Below are 19355 nucleotides of genomic sequence, written 5' to 3'. Positions count from 1 at the left end.
CCCGGCTTTTGTGGATTTGCACGATAGCTTCACGCAACGACTTCAAGCGACCGCCGACAGCGTGAAGACGAACACCGTCCCACGCGGATACGCCGGTCCCGCGGTGAGCGTCCCGCCATGCGCCTCGATGATCGACCTGCAAATGGCGAGCCCCATGCCCATGCCGGTGTCCTTCGTGGTGAAGAACGCGTCGAAGATGCGCTCGGCAATGTCTTCGCGAATGCCATCGCCGTTGTCCTGCACGGACACGATCACGGTGCCCCTGTCGTCGATGCAGGACGTGACGGCGAGCAGGCGCTGACGCGCATCGAGATGGCTCATGGCATCGGCGGCGTTCATGACGAGATTGAACAGCACCTGTTGCAGCTGCACGCGATCAGCCGTTACCGAACAACGCGCAGCCAGATCGAGCCGCACGAGGACACCGCGTTGTTCTATTTCCGCCGCCGCCAGTTCGAACACTTCGCGCACGACGTAATCAATATAGACCGGCGCGAAAATAGGCTTGGTTTCCTTCGCAAGCGTCTGCAATGCGCGGATGATATCGCCCGCCCGCTTGCCGTCCTTGACGATCTCGCGCAGGCCGCTCGATGCCTCGGCCAGATCCGGCTCGGGCCGGTTGAGCCAGCGCACGGACGCACTCGCGTTCGACACGATGGAAGCCAGCGGCTGATTGATCTCGTGCGCGATCGAAGCGGCGAGTTCGCCCATCGTCGATGCGCGCGATGCCTTCGCCAGTTCGCTCTTCGCGTTCTGCAAGGCGAGTTCGGTCATGTGCCTTTCGGTCAGGTCGGTGACCACGCCGACGAAGCTGCTCACGCCGGACGGTTCGCCCAGCACTTCGAGATGCTTGATGGCGCCGTCCGGCGCGACCACGCGAAACTTCTGCCGGAAGGGCACGCGCTTGTGCGCGGCACGCTCGACCATCTCCCGATAAAACGCGACGTCCTCGGGATGAATGCGCTCCATGATCGCGCGTGTCGCGGGACCGCTCGCTTCTATTGGCAAGCAAAACACGTTGTAGAGTTCTTTCGACCAATAGCGTTCGCCCGTCAGCGTGTTCCAGATATAGCTTCCCGAGCGGCCTATCCGCTGCCCGAGCGCGAGCGCTTCCTCGCTCATGCGCAGGGCCGCTTCCGTTTCCTTGCGACGCTTGTTTTCTTCGAGCAACTCGGCATAAAGACGCGCCGTTTCGAGCGATATGGCCGCCTGCGACGCGAGCAATTCGAGCACCGACGTGCGGCTCTCCGTGAACACGCCCGTCGTCAGATCGTTTTCCAGGTAAAGCGCGCCGACGGCATGCCCTTGCTTCACGAGCGGCAGACAGCATACGGAACGAACCGGCCTGCTGGACAAGGCTGCATCGAAGGAAAATCGCGGATCGTGCTGCGCGTCTTCCACCACCACGGGCTTACGCGTGCGCAGCGCCGTGTACAGGACCGAAGCGGGCAAATCCTCGCGCACGGGCGCTTCGCCGGCCAGCTGAACCTGTACGCCCTCGGGCGTCTCCTGTCCGCGCGCTTCGGCCACGGGCACGTTGCCTTGCATGAGAATCAGGATGCCGCTGCGCGCGCCGGCGTGAACGATGGCGAGCGTGACGAGCGTGCGGATCAGCTTGTCGAGCACGATCTCCTCGGAGAGCGCCTGCGACGACTTCAGCGCCGACAGCAAATCGAAGCGATGCTGCGCATCCTCGATTTCGACCGATGGACGGGACGCCACCGGAACCTCGGGGAGCGCTTGACGCACGGCCGTCGCGCGTGCCGGACCCGCATCGCGTTCGAGTCGGCCGACGAGCGCATGCGCGCCCCAGCGCGCATAACCGTCGATCGCGCGCCGCCGATGTTCCCGCGCGGCCGTAAAGAGCCCGTTCGCTTCGCAGCACGCGCACGCCAGCCGATGCGCGAGTGCATCGATATGACTGAAGCCGCTTTCGGACGCTGCGGCTGCCGCTTCCTCATAACGCGCCAGCGCTTCGAGCGGCTTGGCGAGCAGACGAGCGATTTCGGCTTCGACCAGCAACAGCTTGTCGAGAAACGTCGCCGGATTGAGTTTCGCCCAGACCGTAAGCTTCGCGAGATGCGGTTCGATGCGCGCAATGGCTTCGTCCGCTTCGTACATTTGCGCGAGATTGAGCGCCGAATAGAAGTGATAGTCCAGTTGATGCACGTGCGCGGGCGTCGCCCACGTCAGCTCGCCGGCTTCAGCGAGGCAATACGACGCGTTGCGGTAATCGCCATGAAAGTAGCAGGACATGCCCTTTAGCAGCCAGATCCAGAAACGCAGCGTCGTCATCTGCGTGTCGAGCAGATCGGCGTCGAAGGTCATGCGTCCGTCCACCACCGAGCCGAAATTGCCCGGCAGTCCCGGCCCGCCCGTCAGGCTGTGTACGTATCGCTTTTGCAGTTCCAGGATGTCCTCGACATCCCGGAATCTCACGCGTCGCGCGAACGACAAACCCAGGTCGATTTCGCGATCGACCTGTTCGAGCGGTGCGCCCATCGTCAGCAGATCGGAGACGATGTGATTGCATGCGTAACAACTCATCGTGAGGTCGCCGCTCGGCCTGGCGGATTCGAACGCATCGCGCGCGCAGGCCAGCACGTAGGACAGCGGCTGGGTCCAGACGGCGACCGTATCGAGCGCCACCAGCGTGCTCGTGGCGACCGTGTTGAAGCCGCGCGATTCGACCAGCGTGCGCGCCAGCCGCGAGAACTCGAAGCCTTCCTCGTAGCGCCCGAAGAACTCGGCGACATAAACGCCGAACCACGACAGACAGTGCGCCGATGCTGCCGTGATGCCGTGGTCGATGGTCATCTGCACCATGTGGCACAGATGCAGAAAACCGAGCCGTTCATCGACGAACGATGCGGGCGCGTAGACGCTCGCGAGCAGGTTCATCTCGGACTCGATCTTCTCGTCGCGCAACGTCGGCAGGTTCGCGAGCGAGGCGATGCTTCGCGATGCAAGCGACGCGTTGAGCTTGCCATACGCGGCTTCGACATCGGCGGCTTGCGGAAAGCGCGGCAGAACCGTGCCGAACAGCCGAACGCCTTCGAGCGCGGTTTCGACGGCGGCTTCATAGTCCGACAGATGCTGCTGCATGTCGACCTTGAGCTTGTGAACCGACGCGCGCGCGACGACAGACAGGTCCTCGCGCAAGAGCGTGGCGATCTCTTTACCGGCAGCGTCGAAATCGGCGTTCAGGATGTGACACTGCACGCGCAACACGCCCATTTCATAGGTTGCGGCGTGGGCCTGCGCCGCGCCGTTCGCGTGCAGCAGCGCCTGCACGACGTCCAGATAATTCAGCGCGGAACGGATAGCGATCGCTTCTTTCGCCTGACGCGCCGCTTGCAAACAGACCGTGGCGAACACGTCGGTCTCGTCTGCATCGAGTTCGAGAAGCGCGCCCGCCGCCTGAGCGCGTTCGATATGGTGCGCCACGTCGAACGCCGATTGCAGCGTCCGCGCATTGAAGTCTCGCAGCAAAATGCGCGCGATGCGGGCGTGTTCGACACCGCGCTCGTGCTCGGGCGTCAACGCATACGCCGCCTCTTGCACGCGGTCGTGAGCGAAGGCGAAGCCCGTGCGGTCGGATACGACGAGCCCTGCTTCGAGCGCGGGTTGCAGACGCCGCGCCGACTCGACGCCATCGCCGGGATCGATCAGCATGAGTGTCGAACGGTCGAGCCGTCGTCCCATGAACGCGAGCAGCCTGAGCACCGCCTGCGCCGCTGGCGGCAGGCGCGAAAGCCGCGTCACCATCAGATCGACGACGTTATCCGACGATTCGTACTCGCCGATACGTTCCAGGTCCCACGTCCAGCGACGCGCCTCGCCGTCGTAGACGATCATCCGATGTTCCGCCAGCACGAGCAGCAGTTGCTTGATGAAGAACGGGTTGCCGCCGGTTTTTTCGTGCACCACCGCCGCGAGCGGAAAGACATGCGCGGCATCGGAATGAAGTGCGTCGGCGAGCAAGGCCACGACATTCGCCGGATCGAGCGGCCCGACAGCCAGCGAACTCACGCGCGCGCCGGCATCGGGCAACGAATCGAGGAACGCCTTGAACCGTGGCGAGCGATCCACTTCGTTATCGCGATACGCGCAGATTAGAAGCATATGACGCATATCGGCATGCGCCACGAAAGCGGCGATGAAGTTCAGCGTGGCCTCGTCGAACCAGTGAACGTCGTCGAAGAAGAGAATCAGCGGATGCGCTTCTGTCGCGAACACGGACAAGAGCCGCGAGATCAACGCCTGAAAGCGCAACTGCGCTTCCACGGGCGGCAACTCCGCTACGTCGGGCGGCTCGCCGAGCACGAGTTCCAGCTCGGGAATGAAGTTCACGATGAGTTTTCCCTGCAAACCGACCGCCTCGCACAGCACCGCGCGCCAGCGGTCGAGTTCGCTGTCGCTCTCACCGAGAATGCGCTGAAAGAGCGAACGGATGGCCTGCATCAACGGCGCATAAGGCGCGTTCTGACCGTACTGTTCGAGCTTGCCGGAGGCGAAGAGCGCGGCACTCTGCGCGGTCGCGCGATGCACGCTGCGCACGAGCTCCGACTTGCCCGCGCCCGAATAGCCGGACACGAGGATGAGTTCGGCGGCGCCCTGTCGCGCGTTGCGATCGAAGGCGTCCCGCAGCGCCTGATATTCATGCACACGTCCGAATAGACGATGCGTAAAGGCGAGATTCTTGACGTTGTCTTTCGCGGCCGGTTCGAACGGGACGATATGCTGCATCTCGTTCCAGTCGGCAAGACAGTGCCGCAGATCGGCTTCGAGACTCGACGCACTTTGATAGCGTTCCGCAGGACTCTTGGCAAGCAACTTGAGTACGATTGAACCCAGCACATCGGGCAATGACGCGCGGTAGCGGCGCGGATCGGCGGGCTGCCGCGCGACGTGATTGAAGATCCATTCGACCGCATCCGCCGCTTCGAACGGCAAGTGGCCGGTCAATAGCTCGTACAGGGTCACGCCGAGAGAATAGAGATCGCTGCGCTCGTCGGCCTGTTCTTCCGCGCGTCTCGCCTGCTCCGGCGACATATACGCCAGTGTGCCGCTCAAGGTATCGGCGTGGTCGATAAACTCAGCAGCTTCGCTCGTCGAAGCGCGAAAGCCGAGCAAGCGCATCGTGCCATCGGCGCCTTCCAGCAGATTCGAAGGCTTGATGTCGCCGTGCAGAACGCCGCGTTCGTGCGCGAGCGCGAGCGACTGCGCCGCGCCCACGGCAATGCGCAGAAAGCGGCCGAGTGCAATCGTGCCATCGGCGCGTGGAAGAATCGGCGCGCCACCCTGGTCTTCATAGACGAGCACCGGCCCGCGTTCGAGCCTCAAGAGCGCGAGCGGCCGCACGGCCCACGCGGAATCGAGCTTCCCGGCCGGCGCAAACTCTTGCCTGAGACGCCGCAACACGGCATCGGAAGAAGGACCAGCAGGCGCCGCGACGAGCCAGGACCGCGCGCGTCTTGCGTTCTCGCGCGATGCCGCACGATCTCGCCATCCACGAGCAGCGCTTCGAGTACGAGCTGATCGAACCAGAGCTGATCGAAATGCACGGCGATGCCGGAGCCAGACGACGCCTTGCGCGTCCCGTCGATGAATGCCTCGGTGCTCAATTCATCTCTCCTTCGGCCATGTGCAAAAGCCTTCGATTTCAGTTCGGCCAGTCCGATCCCAACACCAGCCCGCAGAAATTCAGTCGCCGGTAATTCGGGTCCCAGCGATCGAGCACGTCGGCGTTCACCGTGCCGAAGGTCGTATCCGGCCGATGCTCCATGCCGCGCGCATACGCTTCGATCAACTTCTTCTTGAAGCCGGTTTCCCGCGGATACGCCTGCACGATCTCATCGCGCTCAGGCTCGCTGAACTGGTCGTAACGCGCGCCCGTCACGTCCATCTGCACGCCGGCGGCAATGAGCGCGACCAGCGTCGAAAGATGTTCCGGAATGCCGGGCGTCGTATGCAGCGCGATGCCGAGCCACACCTCTTCGATCTGACGCTCGGCCACGCCGTGCTGACGCATGAAGTCGCGCGCGGCATCGGCGCTGTCCACTTCGAAACGGTTCGGCGAGTGCTGGAAGCGCGTGTTCAGCCCGACATCGTGAAACAGCGCGCCGAGGTAGAGCAGTTCGGCATCGAAGGGCCTGTTCTCGCGGTGGCCGGTCAGTGCGCCGAACAGGAACGAGCGAAGCGCGTGATGAAACATCAGGACGGATTGCGTGGCGCTGATCAGATTCGTGGCGGCCTGAGCCATCGCGGTATCGGGAATCGCCACGCCTGCAATCGTCAGCTTCATGCCCGCTCCTGTGTGTCGAGACATGGCGAGCGGTCCGTCACGACGCGCTGCATTCGCATGACGTCGAGGACCGTTCGCAGTCCGCGTTCTTTGTCAAAGGGTAGCGAAACGAATCTTTAAAGGCTTTGGCGGGTTCTAAAAAAGCCTTAAGCGCTGCGATGCGGATTGGCGCCAAGAACCGTGAACGACGGTGAATACGCGAGATGCCAGGCAGTCTCAACGCACCACGCCCGAACCACGCGCCAACTAAGCGCCAACTAAGCGCGACGGTCCTTAAAACTTCTTAATCCGATGCGCGGCGAAGCATGTCGTTCAAGCGTCTTTCCCGCGCCCACGCGCCGCCTCAGAACATTTCACGTTTTTTGCAGGACTTTAGCCGCGCGGCGTTCCTACACTGCACTCAGTTCAAGAGCCTCGGTCTTCGCCCGAAGCGCGCAGACGCGTTTCGAGAAACTGCACGAGCGCGCGCACCTTGCTGGATTGCCGGCGATTGGACAGATACGCGGCGTAGACCACGGCATCGCCCGAGTGAGGACTGGCGTCGAACTGTTCGAAGAGACGCACCACGCGGCCCGTGCGAATGTCGGGCGCGACTTGCCATTCGGGCAGCAACGCAATGCCTCGTCCGGATACGACGCTTTCGAGAAGGATGTCGAGATTATTCGACAGCAGATGACCGCGCACATCGACACGCTGTTCGTCGCCATCGCGCCGGAAGGTCCAGACCTGGCGCGTGCGATAGCCGCCGCCGTACGCGAAGCGCAGGCACTCGTGCGCGTCGAGGTCCTGCGGTGTCTGCGGCGTGCCGTTGCGGGCGAGATACGCGTGGCTTGCCACGACATGGCGCGGATTGTCCGCGAGCTTTTTGACGATGAGATTGGCGTCGCGGTCGGCGCGGCCGATGCGGATCGCAACATCGATTCGATCGAGCGCGAGGTCCGTGAAGTGATCGGCGATGACGACATCGAGAAACACGCGCGGATGCTCCGCGAGGAACGTCGCAAGATGCGGTGCGAGGCACAGGCGGCTGTACGTGGACGGCGCCGAGATCCGGAGCGTGCCCACAGGCGCCGCGCCGCTGTCGAATACGCTTTCGTCGGCTTCGGCGAGGTCGTCGAGCACTTTCGAAACCTGCTCGACATACGCGATTCCGGCATCCGTGAGGCTGACTTTGCGCGGCGTGCGCGTGAGCAGCGCGGCGCCGAGCGAGTCTTCGAGCGAATCCATGAGACGCGTGACCGATGACGTGGCTACGCCCAGACGTTGCGCTGCCTTCGAGAAGCCGCCAGCGTCCGCGACTTCCAGCAGCGTCCTGACCGCGAGGAGCTTGTCCATGTTCGCCCTCAATCCACATTTCGTTGCGCCCGACGCAACGCGAACTTGCATTCTATCCATATTCAACAATCGCGACGCAACGCATAAGCTGCGTGCATCGGCTCCAGAAGGGTTCATCACCGCGCGGCGTTTAGCGGCGCAAAGGAAAGCAGCATGAACGCGTTCGATAAACCGCGTGCCGTCGTCATCGGCGGATCGCTTGGCGGCTTACTCACGGCCAACGCCCTGCGCGCGGCAGGCTGGCATGCCGATGTTTTCGAAACTTCGCCGAACCAGCTCGAAAGCCGGGGCGGCGGAGTCGTGTTGCAGCCGGATGTGCTGGAAGCGCTCGCATTTGCGGGCGTCGCGGTGCCGAATCCGCCGGGCGTGAATTCGGGCGATCGCATCTATCTGGATCGCGAAGACCGCGTGCTCGAACAGTTCCACATGCCGCAGATGCAGACGTCGTGGAGCCTGCTCTATCGCGCGATGAAAAACGCCTTGCCCGCGCAGGCGCTTCATGCGGGCGAGACCTTCGTCGATTTCGATCAGGACGGCGAGCGCGTCGTCGCGCGCTTCGAAAGCGGCCGCAGCGTCGAGGCCGATCTGCTGATCGGCGCGGACGGTATCCGCTCGACACTCAGGCGGCGGCTCTTGCCCGAGATCGTGCCGGTCTATGCAGGTTACGTGGCGTGGCGCGGACTCGTCGAGGAACCCGACCTGCCGATCTTCGCCGCGAACATGCTGCGCGACCGCTTCGCGTTTCAGGACGGCGACGGGCACTCGGGACTTTCATACCTCATTCCCGGCGATGACGATTCGACCGTGCCAGGCGAGCGTCGCTGGAACTGGGTCTGGTATCGCAAGTACGGCGCCGAACGGCTCGGTGAACTGCTCGTCGATCGTCATGGCGAGAAGCGCGCGTTTTCGTTGCCGCCGGGTTCGACCAAGAACGCCGACATCGTTCAGTTGCGCGACGAAGCGCGGACCATGCTTGGCCCGACTTTCCGCGCACTCGTCGAATCCACGGACGATCCGTTCATGCAGCCGATCGTCGATCTGCGCTCGCCGCAAATGGTGTTCGGCCGTGCGCTGCTGCTGGGCGATGCTGCATCCGTGCCACGGCCGCATACGGCGGGCAGCACCGCCAAGGCGGCGGCCAATGCACATGCGCTGGCGCTGGCGTTGTCGGCGGCGGCGGGTGGCGGCGAGACCATCGATACCGCTTTGCGACGCTGGGAGCATCAGCAATTGCAACTCGGCCGGCGCATGACCGATCTAGGAATTTCGCTCGGCAACCGCCTGATGAACGTCGGGCATTGAGCGCGCCGCTTTCTTCTTTTTGATTCGAGGAGTCGTCATGTCGACCCAGGCATCCACCACGACGGGCAGTAGCAGCCCCGTCAAGCTGACACGCGGGCTCATTGCGTTGTTCGCGTTCTGTTGCGGCGCTATCGTCGCGAATCTCTACTATGCGCAGCCGATCACCGAGCTGATTGCACCGGACATCCATATGTCGGGCGGCGCGGCGAGCATGATCGTGTCGCTCACGCAGATCGGCTATGCAATCGGCCTGTTCTTTCTCGTACCGCTCGGCGACCTGCTGGAAAACCGCAAGTTGATGATCATCACCGCGCTGGTGTCGATCGCGAGCCTTGCCGCCGCGGCGTTCACGCATCAGGCGGGCTTGTTTCTCGGCGTCTCGCTCCTGGTCGGCTTCAGTTCGGTTGCCGTGCAGATTCTGATTCCGCTTGCCGCGCATCTCGCGCCCGACGAGTCGCGCGGCAAGGTGGTCGGCACCATCATGAGCGGACTCTTGCTCGGCATTTTGCTGTCGCGTCCCATATCGAGCGTGGCCGCCGGTCACTTCGGCTGGCGCGCGGTATTCGGCTGCGCGGCCGTGTTGATGGCGGTCGTCACGAGCGTGCTCGCGTTGACCATTCCGCGTCGCCAGCCGGATCACAAGGCCACGTATTTCGAACTCATCGGCTCGCTTGGACACTTGATTCGCACGATGCCCGTCTTGCGGCATCGTTCGTTTTATCAGGCGCTGATGTTCGCTTCGTTCAGCCTTTTCTGGACCGCGATTCCCGTCGAGTTGACGCGTCACTTCGGACTGTCGCAAACGCAGATCGGCATCTTCGCGCTGGTCGGCGCGATAGGCGCGACGTCGGCACCGGTAGCGGGACGGCTCGCGGATGCGGGCCACACGGTGCGCGCGACGCTCATCGCGCTGGTGGTGGGCGCGCTGGCATACGCGCCGGCGTTGATTCATCCGGCATGGGGCGTGATCGGATTGGTGGCGACAGGCATCGTGCTCGACTTCGGCGTGCAGATGAACATGGTGCTCGGCCAGCGCGAGATCTATGCGCTGCACGCGGCGAGCCGCAATCGTCTCAACGCGCTTTACATGACGAGCATCTTCGTGGGCGGCGCGGTCGGATCGGCGCTGGCGAGTCCGCTTTACGAGCATGGCGGCTGGCCGCTGGTGGCAACGGTGGCAACGGCGTTTCCGTTGATCGCGCTCACGCACTACTTTGCCATCGGACGGGGACATGCGGCTCGTCACGCTTAATGAAAGCTCGTTTGCCTTAACAAGATTTCAGCGCCGCTTCAGGACATTTTCGCGGGCGGTCGATACTTTGACCGGTAGTTGCATGACCACTTCCAAAGGTGCGTGAATGACTCGCAAGTCCCGATTGCTGGCGGGCGTAAGCGTGGTGGTCGCCGCCGCGCTGATGATCGCCGCATGGCTGATGTGGCAACCGGCCATCGCACCGGTCACGCCACCCGCGCCGGCGTCGTTCGACGCAAACACGCGGCTCGCGGGCGCGCGCGTCGTCGCGTTGGGCGACTGCATCGTGTGTCACACGGCCAAGGGCGGCAAGCCGTTCGCGGGCGGCCTGCCGCTCGCCACGCCCTTCGGCACGATCTACGCGACCAACATCACGCCGGACGTTGCGACAGGCATCGGCGACTGGTCGCTCGAAGCCTTCACGCGCGCGTTGCGCCATGGAATCGCGCGCGACGGGCACCTGCTGTATCCCGCGTTTCCGTATATCCACTTCACGCGTATGCCTGACAGCGATATCGCGGCAGCCTATGCCTACCTGATGACGCGCGAACCCGTGAAAGCAAGCGCGCCCGCCAATCGGCTCATCTTTCCGTTGAACTTCCGGCCCTTGCTCGCCTTCTGGAACGTTCTCTTCTTGCGGCCGGGCCCGGAGCACCCGGATGCATCCAAAGATGCCGAATGGAATCGCGGCAAGCTGCTCGTGGATGGCCTCGGTCACTGTGCATCATGTCATTCGCCGCTCAATCCGATCGGCGGAGAAAAGGCCGGGCATGCGTTCGATGGCGGCATCGTCGACGGCTGGGAAGCGCCCGCGCTCAACGCACTGTATGCAGCGCCGAAGCCGTGGACGCGCGAGCAACTCGTGACGTATCTGCGTACCGGTCGCGCGAGCGAACACGGCGCGGCCGCCGGCCCCATGCTGCCCGTCACGCGCGATCTCGCAACCGTGCCCGAAGAAGACGTGCAGGCAATCGCCGCGTATCTCATGTCGATACAGAAAGCACGGCCCGCCATCGCCGATAGCGTCGCGCCGGAAGACACATCGCCCGCGATACGACGTGGCGCGACGCTCTTCGCCGCATCGTGCGCGCAATGCCACGGCCCGGCCGCGCCGATGCAGTCTATCGGCGAGCGCCCCACGCTCGCGTTCAGCAGCGCCGTCAATGCCGCGACGCCGCGCAACGCAATCCAGATGATGTTGAGCGGCAACGGCTGGCATGGCGAAGACAGCACGAACTACATGCCCGGCTTCGGCCAGATCTACGACGACCGGCAGATCGCCGATCTCGCGTCCTACATTCGGGCGACGTACTCGCAACGCGATCCGTGGACCGGCATCGACGCCATGGCGGCCAGCATCAGAAAGGAGAATCACGCGCGATGATCAACCTCACCGTCAACGGCGCGCAGCACGCGCTCGACATCGATCCTTCGACACCGCTGCTCTATGCCCTGCGCGAGAACCTGCAACTACATGGCGCGAAGTTCGGCTGCGGCCTCGGGCAATGCGGCGCTTGCACCGTGATCGTGGATGGCGAAGCCGTGTTCTCATGCCTGATTCCTGTCGCGGCCATCGGCAAGCGGCCTGTGCGGACCATCGAGAGTCTCGGCACGATCCAGCATCCCGGCGCGCTGCAGAAAGCGTTCATCGATCATCAGGCCGCGCAGTGCGGCTACTGCATCGCCGGCATGATCATGCGCGCGCAGGCGCTCATCGACCGCAATCCGCATCCGACCGAGAGCGAACTGCTCGAACACATGGAGCCGAACCTTTGCCGGTGCGGCACGCACATGCGGATTCTCGCCGCGATCCGCGAAGTCGCGCATCTGAGCGCACCGAACGGAGGCGCGCAATGAGCGTCGCGGAAGACAGGATCGACGAGAAACGACGGCGCTTTCTCATGTCCGGCGCGCTCGTCGTGAGCTTCAGCATGCTTCCCGGCGTGAGCGCCATGGCTCAGGAAGTGATCGCCGACGAAGGCGCCGAAGTGCACATCGGCCGGGCGACGCAGGCCTTGGCGGGCAGCCTCAAGACCAATCCGTATCTCGATTCGTGGATCAAGATCGACCGTACGGGCAAGGTCACCGTCTACACCGGCAAGGTCGAGCTAGGCACGGGCGTGCGAACCGCGCTCCTGCAGATCGCCGCCGAGGAACTGGACATGGCGCCCGCGCTCATCGACTTCCTCACCGCCGATACGGGCGCCTCGCCGGACGAAGGCCTCACCGCGGGCAGTCACACCATTGCCGATAGCGGCAGCGCGTTGCTGAACGCATCGGCACAAGTGCGCGGGCTTCTCGTCGATGCGGCCGCTCGTCATTTCGGCGTCGCCAGCAATGTGCTCCGCACGCACGATGCGGTCATCGAAGCGCCAGACGGACGAAGCATGACGTACGGCGAAGCGGTCGGCATGATCGATCTGCATCGCGTGGCGTCGGCGGTCTCGCCGCTCAAGAATCCCGCGAGCTTCGACATGATCGGCACGTCGTTGCCGCGCGTGGATATTCCGCGCAAGGTCACGGGCGGCGTGAGCTATGTTCAGGACATGACGATGCCCGGCATGGTCCACGCCCGCGTGGTGATGCCGCCCGTGTACGAGGCGCGGCTCATGGAAACCAACACGCCCGCCATCATGAAGATGCCGGGCGTCATCAAGGTCATCAGAAACGGCAGCATGCTTGCCGTGGTGGCCAAAGGCGAATGGCAAGCGGTGCAGGCGCAACGCGCGCTCGCCGCGGGAAGCCAGTGGAGCGCGGGGCGCGCCTTACCCGATCCGGCCACCGTGCATCGCGATTTGAAGACGATCTCGACGCAGCATATCGAGATCGCCGATACACACGGCGCGGCTGGCACGCCGGCAAAGACGCTCGACGCTCGCTACACGCGCCGCTACATGATGCACGGCTCGATCGGACCATCCTGCGCCGTCGCTATGTTCGAGCACGGCGCGATGACTGTATGGACGCATTCGCAAGGCGTGTATCCGTTACGCGACGGCCTCGCCGAGATGCTGTCCATGCCGAAGGAAAAGGTACGTTGCATCCATGTCGAAGGATCGGGCTGCTACGGTCACAACGGCGCGGACGATGTCGCCGCGCACGCCGCGCTCATCGCACGGGAACTGGAAGGCCAGCCCGTGCGCGTGCAATGGATGCGCGAACAGGAGCACACGTGGGACCACTACACGCCCGCGATGGTCACTGAAGTGAGCGCGTCGCTCGACGCTGGCGGGAATATCGTCGACTGGAATTATGCGCTTTGGAGCAGCTCGCATAACGAGCGGATTGTGAACGCGGGCCGGTTGATTCCGGCGCAGATGCTGGAACATCCGTTCGCGCCCGCGCCTTCGACGCCGATGGTGCAGCCTGAAGGCGGCGGCGACCGCAACGCCATTCCGCTCTACACGTTCCCCAATCTTCACGTGATGAACAACTTCTCGCCGACGATGCCGCTGCATACGTCAGCCATGCGTTCGCTCGGCGCGCATATGAACGTGTTCACCATCGAGATGTTCATGGACGAACTGGCGACCGCCGCAAACGCGGACCCCGTCGCGTTCCGGCTGAAGCATATGCACGACCCGCGCGCCCGCGATGTCATCGCGCTTGCGGCGGAGAAGTTCGGCTGGCCGCGTGCGCCGCGCAAGCGCAATCACGGCGTCGGCTTCGCATTCGCCAAGTACAAGAATCTGATGGCTTATGTGGCGATAGCGGTCGAGGTGTCCGTGGTTCCCGAAACCGGTCAGGTGGTGCTGGAACATGCCGAGGTCGCGGTGGATTCCGGGCAGATCGTGAATCCCGACGGTATTCGCAATCAGATCGAGGGCGGTGTGCTGCAGTCGGCGAGCTGGACGCTGTACGAGGAATTGCAGTTCGATACGAAGCGCATCCGCAGCTTCGACTGGAGCAGTTACCCGATCCTGCGATTTTCCGCCGTGCCCCGCGCGGTCAACGTGCATCTGATCGATAGACCGGGCGCGCCGTTTCTCGGTGCAGCGGAAGCGTCGATGGGACCGACCGCGGGCGCGCTCGGCAACGCGCTCTTCGACGCCACGGGGAAGAGGCTGCGCGACATGCCGCTAGCGGGCGACGGGCTGCGGCGGCGGTTGGACTAGCCGCCGCGCACGAATGCAGCGGGTTGGAACACATGCCGCTGACTGACGAGAACTCACGCGAGGCAGCGCCCCCTGGAGACTTGAGGCGCTCGTGCTTGGGTTATTGCACGCGATCGAGCACCGCCCGCAACGCTTCGAGCAAGCTCGCCGCATCGCGCTCGCCGTCATAGCGATGCCCGTTGATGAACAACGTCGGCGTGCCATTCACGCCGCTTCGCAAGCCGCCATCGAAGTCTTGCTGGATGCGCGCGTCGAAGGCGCCATCGAACGCATTCGAAAGCGCGTGCGCGGGCACGCCGAGTTGCGCCGCGTATTGCGCGAGCGCGCGATCGCCAAGCGACGCCTGATGCTCATACAGCACGTCGTGCGCTTCCCAGAACTTGCCGATGCTCGCCGCGGCTTCCGCGAACTCGGCCGCATGAAGCGCATGTGCGTGCATGTCGGTCAACGGAAAATGCCGGAAGACGAACCGCAATTGCGCGCCCATGGCCGCCTGCACGGCCTTGATTACGCCGTACTCGGCGCCGCAATAGGGGCATTCGAAATCGCCGTATTCGACGAGCGTCACGGGTGCTTCGGCGTCGCCCTGAATGTGATCGAGCGGGCCGACCGGCGGAGAGAGATGGCTCATTGCGCGTCCTGTTTCGTGGATGAGTTCAATTGCTCGAGCGCGTCGAGGATTCCATCGACGCCCGGATTCACGGTGATCGGAGAGACGTAGGCCCAGCGCACCACGCCGTTGGCATCGAGCACGAACAACGCGCGCTCGGCGACGCCTTCGGCCACGCGATACACGCCGTAGCGTCGCGCCACTTCGCCTTTCGGCTCGAAGTCGGCGAGCAGCGGAAAGTGCAGCTTGCGTTGCGATGCGAACGCCGCGTGCGACCACGCGCTATCCACGGAGATGCCGACGAGCTGCGCACGCAGCCGATGGATCGACGATAGCGCGGCGTTGAAGAGACCGAGTTCATCGCCGCAAACTGGACTCCAGTCCGCCGGATAGAACGCGATGACTACCGGCGTGCCGCGCAATTCGGAGAGCGAGATTTTCTGATCCGGCGTGGCCTGCAAGGTGAAGTCCGGCGCGCTCGTGCCAATCTGAATGATGGGTGCCGCGTGAGAAAGCGAGGTGGTCATGGCCGGCTTGTTTCCTCCGATGTGGGTGAACCGCCCTGCCGCAGCGGTCGTCGTGTAGAGGAGGATAGGCCGGATGGCGCTGCGTAAAAAGCTATCCGTGGGGATTGCCGGATCACGACCGAGGTGGATTTTTATAGACCTTCGTATAGTCGGCGACGCTGCCGTGCGTTTTCGGAACAGTTTTTCAAAGAATGGGTGAGTGGGCGATGCTTGAGTTGCCGCCGCGACTCCGTCTTTTCTCTTCACGTCCCTATTCTGCCGGCATTGGCGGGCCCGCTTCGGCGCCGCTTCACCCTCTCTGCATGGCAGCGAATGCAATGCTGCGTTGCCTTGAAGCCCCGTTTATCAATTTTTTTGGCATCAATAGGCTACATAACAAGTGGAGATACACCGGTGTCCGCCGGTTCAAGTGGAATCGTGAGTTCTGTTCCATCTTGAGCTGTCTGCCTTGCTGAACGCTCAACGCTGCGCACATTTACGCGTCGTGCCGAACTTCTATTGATCAACCGATAATTGGCGATTGCTTCCATGAATGTCTCAACGAACACACCAGGCGAATTCAGACGCGGATGGGCGCAGCTGATCGGCTCGACCGTCGGCCTTGGAATCGGCGTAATCGGCCTGGGCTCCTACAATCTCGGCCTGTTCGCCAAAGACCTGCAAAGTGCGGTCGGCCTGACGAAGACGCAATACGGCGCGGGCTATCTGGCATTCACGCTCGGACTCGCCATTGGCCTGCAAATGTGGGGACGGCTGCTTTCGCGTTTCGGCGCCGCCCGCACCGCAGCAGGCAGCGCCCTCGCTCTGGCTGCGTGCTTCGCAGGGATGGCGGCGTTCATCTCCACGCCCATCGCGTATATCGTGCTCGTGGGCCTGGCCGGATTCTTCGGCGGCGGCACGAGCGGCCTCACGTTCACACGGGTAATCAGCGGCTGGTTCGACCGCAGTCGCGGATTCGCGCTGGGTCTGACACAAGTCGGGCTGGGACTGTGCGGAGCCATTTTGCCGCCGATCATCGCCATGACGATCGCCCGATCCGGCTGGCATGCCGGTTATCTGATGCTCGCGGCGATCGCGGCTATTGGTGCACCCGTCTCGCTACTGATCCTTCGGGACAATCAGCAAGACATCTCGAACGCTTCAAACAATCCCGAAGTCGCCGATCCGAAAGCGCTGGCGAAGGAGTTTGCCGCGGTCAAGCGAAGCCGGACTTTTTGGCTCATGTTCGTGGCCTTCACGTTGTCGACGCTATTCGTTGCAGGCAGCGCGCAGCACATGGCGCCGATGCTTCGTGAACTCGGTGCGACACCGACCTCGGCGGCGATGTATATGAGCCTGATCGGCGTGGGCACGATCTTCGTGCGCCTGATCGTCGGTTGGCTCTCCGACCACGTGCATGCGCCGCGCCTCATGGCGTTCTCCTGCCTCGTCGGGATGGGCGGCGTCCTGTCGCTCAAACTGGGCGGCCTCGCCTTTGCACCGCTCTATGCCTTCACGGTCGGCTGGGCATTCGGCGGAGAGATCGATTTGGTCGCTTATATGTGCACTCGCTACTTCGGGTTGCGCATGTTTCCACGCGCTTATGCATGGCAGTACGGCTCGCTGTGCATCGCGGCCGGTGTGGGCCCGCTTGGTATCGGCTGGCTCGCGGATCGTCTCGGCAGCTATCAACCGGCGCTCGTGCTGTGCGCCGCGCTGGCAGCTGGCGCCGCCTTCACTTTCCTCTTGCTGCCACGTTATGACGGCACCGCTGGCGACGCGCAGCGGCAAGAAAACTTCGGACTGACCTCGACCGATTGAGCAGTCACATAACGAGTACGTATTACTTCATCAGGAATGACGCAATGATCCACTTCGACCATGTCTGCCTTGCAGCGCTCAACGTCTATGAAGCCACGTTCCGGCTCAGCCGTGAAACCGGCTTAGGCAACTACGACGGCGGCTTCTTTCCACTCTACGGCATCGGCCATAAAGTCGTACCGCTCGCGCCGGATATCTATATCGAAGTGGAAGGAATCGTCGATCACACCGTTCTCCAGCGCGATCAACCTCTGCCAAGGTTTTTCGAGCAACAAACACGAAATGGCGACTGTTTCGTCGGCTGGTGCCTGCGGACCGATTCGCTCGATGAACTGAAAGCGTTCGCCCGGCATCACGGAACAGTGATCGATGAAAGCACGACCGGCAAGGATGCCGGGCGCCAGATGATGAACGGCAATCGCGGCTTTGCGCTGCAAACGCCCAGCGCGATGACAGCGTGGCCTATCGGCAAGCCAAATTTGTACTTCAAGCCCGGTAACGCTCCGCATACCGCGAGTCTGCCCGTGGAACCGGGAACTGGAAGCGTACGCGGCGAAGGTCTCGACTGGATCGAGATCGGCGAAGACGAAAGCGCGCTGGCCAACTGGCTCGGCGAGATTGCACGACCTTCCGATTTCCCGTTCGAGATTCGTTACAACGGCAAGACCTCGGGACTCTATGCGCTCGGTGTGAGAACGAGCGACGGAGAACGGGAGATCCGCCGCGCGTCCGTGCAGCTTTGAGCTTCCCGACATCGCAAACCGCGCAAAGGCAGTGACCGGCCTTTAGCCCGACGCCCACGTCCGTCTCACCGTGACGGGTGGGACAACCGCATCGACCCATTTCGTATTGCCGATATCGATCGTCGCGACCATGACGAGCCCGTTTGTCGCGCCAAAATCATGGAGTATCACGTGAAGTTCAAGCACCTCGCTGTTGCTGCAGGACTTTTGACTGGCCTGCAAGTCCCGATTGCGCATGCGCAAAGCAGCGTTACGTTGTACGGGTTGATATCGGTGGGCGTCGCTTATTCGCCGAATCAATCCGGTCATCATACGTATCAGGCCATCACCGGACAAAATCAGAGCCCGCGCTGGGGACTGCGTGGGATCGAAGATCTCGGCTCGGGCCTGAAGGCAGTATTCACGCTAGAAAACGGCTTCAATGCGTTGAACGGCGCATTGAGCAACAACGGCCGCGAGTTTGGCAGACAGGCTTTTGTCGGCCTTTCGAGCGACGCGTGGGGTACGCTTACCGCTGGCCGTCAGTACGATGCCGTCGTCGACTATCTGGGACCCAATACGGCATGGAGCTGGCTCGGGAGTATTGGCGATAGCGACAACACCTTCAACAATATTCGCATCCAAAATTCGTTGAAGTATGCGAGCCCGGACTTCCACGGTATCAAGGCCACTGCCTTGTATGGCTTCACCAACTCATCCGGCGGCTTTGCGGACAATCGTGCCTTCAGCCTCGGCCTCCGATACGACCACGGTCCCTTCAACTGGGACGTTGCGTATGCGGAGTACGACTCGCCCTACAGCAACACCAACCAAACGGGCGCCGTCGACAACGATTACTCGCCCACGTACCTGCTATTCACGCACAGCGCGTTGCCTTCGAAGGCCTATGCCAGCAAACAAAGAATTCTCGGCACCGGCGGCTTCTATGTAGCAGGCCCGCTTCGCTTAGGCGCAATGTTCACGAACGTGGATTACAGCTATCTCGACCAGAGTCACCTGAATCTGAAAAACTTCAACGTGAGCGTCAACTACAACATTCGGCCCGACTTGCTGATCGGCACCGCCTACGTTTTCACGCGCGGAAAATACGACGATCCCGACCAGTCGCCGATGTGGCACGAACTGAACGCCACGGTCGATTACATTCTTTCGAAGCGCACGGATATCGCCATGCTCGCCTTCGCCCAGCAAGCTGCGGGCGATGTCACGCACGCCACCGTGCTCGGCTACGGACCGTCGAGCAGCAAGCGTCAGCTCGTGGTGACGCTCGGCATTCGTCACAAGTTCTGAACGCGATCATTCGATGCACCGAGTCTGCCCTCCTCTTTCTGGATGAGTACACTGTCAGCGACGCTCGAAGGTCG

15 protein-coding genes are annotated in these 19355 nt (G+C 62.7%); 9 read left to right on the top strand and 6 right to left on the bottom strand.

Annotation, left to right across the window (positions count from 1 at the left end; genetic code table 11):
• Positions 1 to 42: 42 nt before the first annotated feature.
• The 4 genes from NCT04_RS23350 to NCT04_RS23335 all read right to left on the bottom strand — a co-directional run bounded on the left by NCT04_RS23350 (position 43) and on the right by NCT04_RS23335 (position 7642).
• Positions 43 to 5364, bottom strand: a complete 5322-nt coding sequence (locus NCT04_RS23350; protein WP_250467915.1) for an AAA family ATPase — start codon at positions 5362 to 5364, stop codon at positions 43 to 45.
• Positions 5343 to 5627 (bottom strand): hypothetical protein, encoded by a 285-nt coding sequence (locus tag NCT04_RS23345; RefSeq protein ID WP_250467914.1) that lies wholly within the window; start codon positions 5625 to 5627, stop codon positions 5343 to 5345. Before NCT04_RS23345 ends, NCT04_RS23350 begins: the two co-directional genes overlap by 22 nt.
• Positions 5628 to 5665: 38 nt before the next feature.
• Positions 5666 to 6307 (bottom strand): HD domain-containing protein, encoded by a 642-nt coding sequence (locus tag NCT04_RS23340; RefSeq protein ID WP_244831936.1) that lies wholly within the window; start codon positions 6305 to 6307, stop codon positions 5666 to 5668.
• 405 nt (positions 6308 to 6712) lie between these two features.
• On the bottom strand, positions 6713 to 7642 hold the full coding sequence (locus NCT04_RS23335; RefSeq protein WP_250467913.1) for a LysR family transcriptional regulator: 930 nt from the start codon (positions 7640 to 7642) through the stop codon (positions 6713 to 6715).
• On the opposite strand from NCT04_RS23335, the gene NCT04_RS23330 reads away from it, so the two are divergent.
• The 6 genes from NCT04_RS23330 to NCT04_RS23305 all read left to right on the top strand — a co-directional run bounded on the left by NCT04_RS23330 (position 7641) and on the right by NCT04_RS23305 (position 14311).
• A complete protein-coding gene (locus NCT04_RS23330) occupies positions 7641 to 7799 on the top strand; it encodes a hypothetical protein (RefSeq protein WP_250467912.1) in 159 nt (52 codons plus the stop codon). The genes NCT04_RS23335 and NCT04_RS23330 overlap by 2 nt on opposite strands.
• Positions 7796 to 8944, top strand: a complete 1149-nt coding sequence (locus NCT04_RS23325; protein WP_250467911.1) for an FAD binding domain-containing protein — start codon at positions 7796 to 7798, stop codon at positions 8942 to 8944. The genes NCT04_RS23330 and NCT04_RS23325 overlap by 4 nt, the downstream gene beginning before the upstream one ends.
• Before the next feature lie 37 nt (positions 8945 to 8981).
• A complete protein-coding gene (locus tag NCT04_RS23320) occupies positions 8982 to 10196 on the top strand; it encodes an MFS transporter (protein WP_250467910.1) in 1215 nt (404 codons plus the stop codon).
• 106 nt (positions 10197 to 10302) lie between these two features.
• Positions 10303 to 11580, top strand: a complete 1278-nt coding sequence (locus NCT04_RS23315) for a c-type cytochrome (RefSeq protein WP_250467909.1) — start codon at positions 10303 to 10305, stop codon at positions 11578 to 11580.
• Entirely contained in the window at positions 11577 to 12053 is a 477-nt protein-coding gene (locus NCT04_RS23310; RefSeq protein ID WP_244831231.1) for a (2Fe-2S)-binding protein, read from the top strand. The genes NCT04_RS23315 and NCT04_RS23310 overlap by 4 nt, the downstream gene beginning before the upstream one ends.
• Positions 12050 to 14311 (top strand): xanthine dehydrogenase family protein molybdopterin-binding subunit, encoded by a 2262-nt coding sequence (locus tag NCT04_RS23305; protein ID WP_250467908.1) that lies wholly within the window; start codon positions 12050 to 12052, stop codon positions 14309 to 14311. Before NCT04_RS23310 ends, NCT04_RS23305 begins: the two co-directional genes overlap by 4 nt.
• A 100-nt stretch (positions 14312 to 14411) precedes the next feature.
• Here NCT04_RS23305 and NCT04_RS23300 read toward each other — a convergent pair whose 3' ends face one another.
• Together NCT04_RS23300 and NCT04_RS23295 are read right to left on the bottom strand one after the other, a co-directional pair.
• The gene (locus tag NCT04_RS23300) at positions 14412 to 14942 is read right to left on the bottom strand and encodes a DsbA family protein (protein ID WP_244831229.1); all 531 of its coding nucleotides are present in this window, start codon (positions 14940 to 14942) and stop codon (positions 14412 to 14414) included.
• Positions 14939 to 15448 (bottom strand): redoxin domain-containing protein, encoded by a 510-nt coding sequence (locus NCT04_RS23295; protein WP_250467907.1) that lies wholly within the window; start codon positions 15446 to 15448, stop codon positions 14939 to 14941. Before NCT04_RS23295 ends, NCT04_RS23300 begins: the two co-directional genes overlap by 4 nt.
• Before the next feature lie 528 nt (positions 15449 to 15976).
• Here NCT04_RS23295 and NCT04_RS23290 point away from each other — a divergent pair.
• From NCT04_RS23290 to NCT04_RS23280, 3 genes are all read left to right on the top strand, one after another.
• Entirely contained in the window at positions 15977 to 17248 is a 1272-nt protein-coding gene (locus NCT04_RS23290; RefSeq protein ID WP_250467906.1) for an MFS transporter, read from the top strand.
• A gap of 44 nt (positions 17249 to 17292) precedes the next feature.
• Positions 17293 to 17991, top strand: a complete 699-nt coding sequence (locus NCT04_RS23285) for a VOC family protein (RefSeq protein WP_250467905.1) — start codon at positions 17293 to 17295, stop codon at positions 17989 to 17991.
• A gap of 171 nt (positions 17992 to 18162) precedes the next feature.
• Positions 18163 to 19281 carry a porin gene (locus NCT04_RS23280; protein WP_250467904.1) on the top strand — a complete coding sequence of 373 codons (1119 nt, stop codon included), beginning with the start codon at positions 18163 to 18165 and terminating at the stop codon, positions 19279 to 19281.
• Positions 19282 to 19355: the final 74 nt, after the last annotated feature.

The sequence above is a fragment of the Caballeronia sp. GAFFF2 genome, from assembly GCF_023631485.1.
Taxonomy (GTDB): Bacteria; Pseudomonadota; Gammaproteobacteria; order Burkholderiales; family Burkholderiaceae; genus Caballeronia.
Note: the sequence above shows the minus strand (reverse complement) of the source record. Positions and strands in the feature narration are given on the sequence as shown.

What these genes read in the sequence shown, in the direction of transcription:
- NCT04_RS23340 (WP_244831936.1), bottom strand. Translation starts at nt 6,307, where the DNA reads ATGAAGCTGACGATTGCAGGCGTGGCGATTCCCGATACCGCGATGGCT.
- NCT04_RS23330 (WP_250467912.1), top strand. Translation starts at nt 7,641, where the DNA reads ATGTTCGCCCTCAATCCACATTTCGTTGCGCCCGACGCAACGCGAACT.
- NCT04_RS23335 (WP_250467913.1), bottom strand. Translation starts at nt 7,642, where the DNA reads ATGGACAAGCTCCTCGCGGTCAGGACGCTGCTGGAAGTCGCGGACGCT.
- NCT04_RS23325 (WP_250467911.1), top strand. Translation starts at nt 7,796, where the DNA reads ATGAACGCGTTCGATAAACCGCGTGCCGTCGTCATCGGCGGATCGCTT.
- NCT04_RS23320 (WP_250467910.1), top strand. Translation starts at nt 8,982, where the DNA reads ATGTCGACCCAGGCATCCACCACGACGGGCAGTAGCAGCCCCGTCAAG.
- NCT04_RS23315 (WP_250467909.1), top strand. Translation starts at nt 10,303, where the DNA reads ATGACTCGCAAGTCCCGATTGCTGGCGGGCGTAAGCGTGGTGGTCGCC.
- NCT04_RS23310 (WP_244831231.1), top strand. Translation starts at nt 11,577, where the DNA reads ATGATCAACCTCACCGTCAACGGCGCGCAGCACGCGCTCGACATCGAT.
- NCT04_RS23305 (WP_250467908.1), top strand. Translation starts at nt 12,050, where the DNA reads ATGAGCGTCGCGGAAGACAGGATCGACGAGAAACGACGGCGCTTTCTC.
- NCT04_RS23300 (WP_244831229.1), bottom strand. Translation starts at nt 14,942, where the DNA reads ATGAGCCATCTCTCTCCGCCGGTCGGCCCGCTCGATCACATTCAGGGC.
- NCT04_RS23295 (WP_250467907.1), bottom strand. Translation starts at nt 15,448, where the DNA reads ATGACCACCTCGCTTTCTCACGCGGCACCCATCATTCAGATTGGCACG.
- NCT04_RS23290 (WP_250467906.1), top strand. Translation starts at nt 15,977, where the DNA reads ATGAATGTCTCAACGAACACACCAGGCGAATTCAGACGCGGATGGGCG.
- NCT04_RS23285 (WP_250467905.1), top strand. Translation starts at nt 17,293, where the DNA reads ATGATCCACTTCGACCATGTCTGCCTTGCAGCGCTCAACGTCTATGAA.